Origin of the sequence: Citrobacter sp. Ca225 (assembly GCF_030337175.1) — a bacterium.
GTDB classification, from domain to species: Bacteria; Pseudomonadota; Gammaproteobacteria; order Enterobacterales; family Enterobacteriaceae; genus Citrobacter_A; species Citrobacter_A amalonaticus.
This window is the reverse complement of the sequence record NZ_JAOWCD010000047.1, coordinates 1-4096: the sequence shown is the minus strand read 5'-3', so window position 1 is coordinate 4096 and position 4096 is coordinate 1. Positions and strand designations below refer to the sequence as shown.

Below are 4096 nucleotides of genomic sequence, written 5' to 3'. Positions count from 1 at the left end.
ATCCCCGGTCGGGCGGCTGTTGGCATTCGGTTTGATCACAATACTCGGCTTCGTAAAGTGTGCGCCAGGCAGCGGAGCAACCGCCGCCAGATCGCCGTGTTTCTGACGCAGTTCGTCAACAGGACCGAAATCCAGCGCACGTAGCGGACAAGACTCGACACAGATCGGTTTCTTGCCTTCCGCCACCCGGTCATGACAGCCGTCGCATTTGGTCATGTGGCCTTTGGCGGCGTTGTACTGCGGCGCGCCGTACGGACAGGCCATATGGCAATAACGACAGCCGATGCAGACATCTTCATCCACCACCACAAAGCCGTCTTCCCGTTTGTGCATCGCCCCGCTCGGACAGACCTTGGTACAGGCCGGATCTTCACAGTGGTTACAGGCAATAGAGAGATAATAGGCAAACACGTTCTGGTGCCAGACGCCGTTGTCTTCCTGCCAGTCTCCGCCCGCATATTCATAAATGCGGCGGAAGCTGACATCCGGGGTTAAATCCTTGTAGTCCTTGCAGGCCAGTTCGCAGGTTTTGCACCCGGTGCAACGGCTGGAATCAATAAAAAATCCATACTGAGTTGTCATCGGTTACTCCTTAGACCTTTTCAACCTGAACAAGATTACTGTGCGAAGGATTGCCTTTGGCCAGCGGCGAAGGGCGGTGCGACGTCAGGATGTTAATGGAGCCGCCGTGGTCTATTTGATCACCAAACATGTCGGCTTTGAGCCACGCCCCCTGACCGATGGCCGTGACGCCGGGCAGAATGCGTGGGGTCACTTTGGCAGGGATCAGCATCTGCCCATTGTTGTTAAACACCCGGACGGTGTCGCCGTGTTGAATCCCACGCGCGCTGGCATCGATCGGGTTAATCCAGATCTCCTGTGGGCAAGCTTGTTGCAGGACATCAATGTTGCCGTAACTGGAGTGAGTGCGCGCCTTGTAATGGAATCCGGTGAGCTGCAGCGGGTACGTTTTGCGGATCGGATCGTCCCAGCCGTCAAAACCGGGTGCATAGGCGGGCAAAGGGTGGATTATCTCATCCTGCTTCAGTTCCCAGGTATTGGCGATAGTGGCCAGTCGCGCAGAGTAAATTTCAATTTTCCCTGACGGCGTTTTCAGCGGGTTAGCAGTGGAGTCTTCACGGAAGGCGCGGAAGGCGACGTAATGTTCTTCCGGGCATTTTTTCTTGAAGATACCGGTTTGCTTCATCTCTTCGTAATCCGGCATTTCTGGATTGCGTTCTTTGGTCTTCGCATGCAGGTATTTCACCCATTCATGCTGCGAGCGTCCTTCAGTGAATGTCTGGTAGACGTCCGGGCCGAGTCGGCGGGCGATTTCACTGAGCATCCAGTAGATCGGTTTTCTTTCAAACTTCGCTGAAGTCGCGGGCTGACCGAGGATCACATAGCCCATGTTGCCGGCGGATTCGTGAGAAATCAGGTCTTCCTGCTCGGTCGGCATTAAATCCGGCAGCAGAATGTCGCAGTACTTCGCCGATGCCGTCATGAAATGTTCGATGCCGACAATCATTTCGCACTTGCTGTCGTCCTGTAGCACGTCATGAGTGTGGGCGATATTGCCATGCTGGTTAATCAGCGTATTACTGGCGTAACACCACATGAATTTGATAGGAACATCCAGCTTGTCTTTACCACGCACGCCGTCGCGTGTGGCGGTCATTTCGGTGCCGTGATCGATAGCGTCGGTCCAGGTGAAGACGGAGATTTGCGTTTTCACCGGGTTATCAAGCATCGAAAACCATTCCACACCGAGATCCCAGGTGCCTTCACGGACGCCTGAGTTGCCGCCGTTGATACCGACGTTACCGGTGAGCACCGACAGCATGGCGATCGCCCGCGCGGTTTGCTCGCCGTTGGAGTGACGCTGAGGTCCCCAGCCCTGGCAAATATAGGCCGGCTTCGCCGAACCAATTTCACGCGCCAGTTGAATGATTTTATCCGCCGGAATACTGGTGATATGAGAAGCCCACTCCGGTGTTTTGGCAATGCCGTCCGGGCCTTCACCGAGGATATAGGCCTTGTAATGCGCGTTACGCGGCGCGTCGGCAGGCAGGGTGGTTTCATCGTAGCCGACGCAATATTTGTCGAGGAACGGTTTATCGACCAGATCTTCCGTAATCAGCACCCAGGCAATCGCAGCCGCCAGTGCGCCATCCGTACCGGGGCGGATGGGCAGCCATTCGTCTTCACGTCCGGCGGCGGTGTCGTTATAGCGTGGATCGATCACTATCATTCGCGCATTTGAACGTTCGCGAGCCTGTTCAACATAATAAGTGACGCCGCCGCCACTCATGCGGGTTTCCGCTGGGTTGTTGCCAAACATCACCACCAGTTTCGTGTTGGCAATGTCATCCGGGCTGTTGCCATCGTTACTGCCAAACATGTAGCTCATGGCGGCGCTGATTTGCGCGGTACTGTAACTGCCATAACGGCTAAGATAGCCACCACAGGAGTTCATCAGACGGTAAGGGACGTTGGAGTTGGTAATGTTGCCGCCGTCGACGCCGGTGCCGTACAGTACGTGAACCGCCTCATTGCCATACGCTTTCAGGATCCGCTTCAGGTTGTCGCCGTTGGTATCCAGCGCTTCATCCCAGGAGATACGCTCAAATTTCCCTTCGCCGCGTTTACCAACACGTTTCATTGGATATTTCAAACGGTCCGGATGGTTCATGCGGCGACGTATTGAGCGACCGCGCAGACAGGCGCGAACCTGGTGGTTTCCGTACTCATCGTTGCCGGTAGTGTCAGATTCAACCCAGTAAACGGTGTCATCTTTAACATGCAGACGCAGCAGGCAGCGACTTCCGCAGTTGACGGTACAGGAACTCCAGACCGCTTTTTCTTCGACCGGCGCTGGCGTCATGCCGTCGGCGGCGCGGGCGATACGGGTGAAAGGAAGGGTGAAAGCACTACTGGCAAGCGCAAGGCTGCCCATAGCGGATGATTTCACCAGACTACGGCGGCTGATATTGGCCTTCATGAGGGCCTCAGGCGTGGTGATTTTCATGGTTGCTCACTTTGCTAATGTCAAAAACTGGCCTGGTTGCTTCCTTGTCCGGGGAACAGCCATTCGCATTTTTTCTGTTTTAATCAACGTGGTGTGGAGGGTGTTGTGCAGACGCCGCACCTTCAAAACAGATCGCTGTATAATATTTTCTATATCGATATCAGAGACATGCTAAACAGAAATGAATTTTACCCCTTAATGGGTAGGGGTTATTAATCCATATCAAAGTGAGGGGAACCCTCCGTTGCCGGAGGGGAAAAAACAGGCGGAATTACTGGGGTTCGGCGTTGGCGCCTTCCTGAGAAGGCGTGGTGCTGGCAGGGGCATTACCACTGCTGGTTCGGGTGTAGAGAATTTTATGGGTGTCGTTGGCGCAGTGTCCGACAACCTGTGAATCCGGTTGGTCAGCCTGATCGTTTGGCACAATGCTCAGGGTGAAGTTGGCCTCCGGCACGCCGTTATTGATGATGCGCTGCTCAATATCACTCTTGACGCGTTCGCAGGAGTCAGGGGCGGCAAAAACCAGCGGGGAGGCGGTCAGCAGAATGCCTGTCAGTAGTCCTCGGGATAATTTCATCATCAGCTCCATTGTTGAGATGCTCATAATAAGCATAGCATTGCGAGTGTAAGCATTTGTCATGGCCGCCAACCTGTTGATGAATCTGAAAGATCGCTTTACTCCCTAAAAACACAAACCCTGACAAGGTCAGGGTTTGTGATAAATCTCCATGTCGCCATGGGGGAAGGGATTAGAAGCTGTATTTCAGCCCCAGCATACCTTGCGTATCTTTATAACCGTTATCGCCAATCTGTTGGGCAACGTTACCCCACAGGGTGACGTTCTTCGTCAGTTGGCCTTCAACACCGGCTTTCAGCTCACCGATATTGCGGCTGCCTTTCACGTCGTTGCTGATGTCGTCCATCTGTACGCTGTAATTCTGCGTGTTGTGGATCCAGTTGACTTCCACGAACGGCTGGAAGGTGCGGCCTTTGCCGTCATCCATGGCGTTATGGCCTTGCAGGTAGGCTTTGACGCCAAGACGCGTTTGCAGGTTGCCGTCGGTTTTA

4 protein-coding genes are annotated in these 4096 nt (G+C 54.2%); all 4 read right to left on the bottom strand.

Annotated features, from left to right (window positions below):
* Positions 1–582: DMSO/selenate family reductase complex B subunit (locus OGW13_RS02700; RefSeq protein ID WP_287115586.1), on the bottom strand; the 582-nt coding region annotated here is incomplete at its 3' end.
* Positions 583–592: 10 nt separating this feature from the next.
* A complete protein-coding gene (ynfF, locus tag OGW13_RS02695; protein WP_287115585.1) occupies positions 593–3028 on the bottom strand; it encodes a selenate/tellurate reductase subunit YnfF in 2436 nt (811 codons plus the stop codon).
* 271 nt (positions 3029–3299) lie between these two features.
* Complete coding sequence (locus OGW13_RS02690) at positions 3300–3608, bottom strand: DUF1161 domain-containing protein (protein WP_080343316.1); 309 nt, start codon at positions 3606–3608, stop codon at positions 3300–3302.
* A gap of 169 nt (positions 3609–3777) precedes the next feature.
* Positions 3778–4096: autotransporter outer membrane beta-barrel domain-containing protein (locus OGW13_RS02685; RefSeq protein WP_287115584.1), on the bottom strand; the 319-nt coding region annotated here is incomplete at its 5' end.